This window comes from Arthrobacter sp. M4 (assembly GCF_020251205.1).
Lineage (GTDB): Bacteria > Actinomycetota > Actinomycetes > Actinomycetales > Micrococcaceae > Arthrobacter.
This window is the reverse complement of record NZ_JAIWYX010000041.1, coordinates 1-2,564: the sequence shown is the minus strand read 5'-3', so window position 1 is coordinate 2,564 and position 2,564 is coordinate 1. Positions and strand designations below refer to the sequence as shown.

1 protein-coding gene is annotated in these 2,564 nt (G+C 58.3%); it reads left to right on the top strand.

From position 1 onward, the window contains the following. Window positions 1-189 precede the first annotated feature (189 nt). A partial coding sequence (locus LD110_RS23270) for a VWD domain-containing protein (protein ID WP_225502317.1) occupies window positions 190-2,564 on the top strand: 2,375 nt, incomplete at its 3' end.

The window sequence follows — 2,564 nt, the reverse complement described above, 5'->3', positions numbered from 1 at the left end:
GATATCCAATGGGAAACGGTCCTTCCGAGTGCCAAGACGACGGAAAGGCCGGACATTCTGCTCTATGACCACACTAACCTGACTGTTCCAATGCAGGTTATCGAGGTCAAAGGCAAATGGAATCGCAAATTCTATCAGACCGGACAGCAGATCCAGGGGTACGTGAATATCCTCCTAAACGTCACGGGAATGCAAGTCGTCCCTGCGACGATCCCGAAGGAGCTCAATGACGAATTCCGTGTGCGCGTCGGCATTTGTGAAGAAACTGCCCAGGACCTATTCGCGAATTTCTCGGTGTTTCCCTCCCCCACCACGCAGGGCATGCTGGTGGTCGAAGAGAAATCCAGGGATGCGTGCTTTGGGAGGGTGATACGGCCAGTCACACGCCCGCAGGAGAGTGACCGGGACAAGGACTATACCGCGGAAGAACCGAAAACGTACCCAAGGAGTATCCCCGCCCCGGATTTCGTTGAGCTGCCTGAAACCGAGAGTCCGACCGGCAAGTTCCCGGTGCCTGCTCAGGTCCCACAACCGGCGCCAACGACGGTGCAGTGCGATGCGCTGTGTGTGGATGAAACCGTTCGAATCACCTGGGGCCTTTACACACAGCAGCTAGCGGAATCATGGAGAGAATTCGGGGAAAACGCGGAGCAACTTCGCCTCCAGATAAGAGAGAAATGGCTCTCCTTCTGGCAGTCCGTCAACGCACGCAGCTACGGTGACCCGCACATCATGACCATCGACGGGCTGAAATACGACCTTCAGGCCGTCGGCGAATTCGACATGGTTTCATCGGAACAGTGGGATTTCCGTGTCCAAGCCCGCTTCAGCCCGGCCATGTGGGGAACCTTTTCCAGACTGAGTGTCGTCGCGTTCAGCCTTGACGGCCACCCTGTTCAACTCGGCGACGGGGGCGTGATGGTGGATCACGCCCCAGCCACGGTGCCAGACGGCGGCTACCTGTACTTCGACAGGGGCGCTGCCCTGTTCCGATCCGGAGACGAGTACCTCGCCATTTGGCCAGGCCAGAGCCTCAGGCCCATGATGCTCTACAACCCGACAGACGGCGCGCGATTCTATCTCCCGCCAGACACAAAGACCGCAGGGCTCCTTGGCAACAACAACGGCAGCGTAGACGATGACCTGGCACTCAGGGACGGCACGCAACTTAGCCGCACAGCGAGCCCACAGACACTACACGGAACCTTCGCCGACTCATGGCGGATCAGCAACGAAGACTCCTTCTTTACATACGACTCCGGCCAATCAACAGCCACCTTCACGGACCGTGCATATCCACGCCAAATCACGACACTTGGTGACTTCAGCGAACTCCAAATACGCGACGCATCAGCCATCTGCACGTCCTACGGTGTGGTCAGAGGCCCCCTTCTCGACGGATGCACCCTCGACGTCCTCACTACCGGAGACAACTCCTTCGCTGGCGCGGCATCCGCTATTACCGCGAACATCGTCGGCGCCGACGCCCGAACAGTTGACTCCTCGGGCGCACTCACGGTCGATTTCGAAGAGAATGTCCCGTCCAATTTCGATGACGTTTACATCAGCGCGGATGCAGCAACAACCAGATATGCCGGGCCGATAATCGGCAACGAATACGGTTTCGTCACTAAGGAGCTCCCAGCCCACGTCAACGCAGGAATCAGTTTCGATCTGCTCCTATTAGGTAACTGGGATAACGACGGCGTTGAACAGAAAATTAGCCTCAACATCGACGGAACCACGTCCTGGAGTGCCACATTCCCCGATTCCGGACAAACACCAACAGGCCTGGGAACTCCCCGTCTCACCGGCACTTTGTCCACCGGTGTCCCATTCTCCATCTATACCGTGGCGCTCTCTCAGAATCACACAGCTTCTCAACTCAAAGCGGAACTTACCGCAACAGGCATGAGCGCTGCCGGGCACAAGGCGATCGGAATCGACAACCTGCACATGCAGTTGGACCTCGTCCCACCGGAAGTGTTCAACGTGGCACTGCCCGCCTCCGTCTCCAATGGCCTGCCAGCTACCGGGGCGGGGAACCTGGAAACCAAAGTCTCCCACGACCAGTACCGCTTCAGCCAGTCCTCCCAAGGCGGGGTGCTGCTTGACCTGCAAAACTGCAGCCCAAACCTTCGCTGGATCCTTACCAACACAGGCACCGGCGCCACTCCGGCCACCGGGTACTGCTCTCAGGGAGACAAGGAGATTAGCAATCTTCCGCCGGGGCAGTACATGCTGGACTTTGGAGGCTCCAATGATGTGCAGGGGACGTATTCGTTTGCATTGATGCCTGTCGGCGTGCAGACCTTTGATGTGAGTCTGCCGGTGTCGGTGTCGAACGGGGTGCCGGGCCCCGGGGAGGGGAACCTGGAAACGAAGGGCTCCCACGACCAATACCGGTTCAACCTGGCCTCCCCTGGCGGGGTGTTCCTGGATCTGCAAAACTGCTCCACGTACCTTCGCTGGACCGTGACCAACACGGACACGGGAATCACGCCAGCAGCAGGTTCCGGCTACTGCTACCAAGGCGACAAACAAATAGACAACCTTCCGGCGGG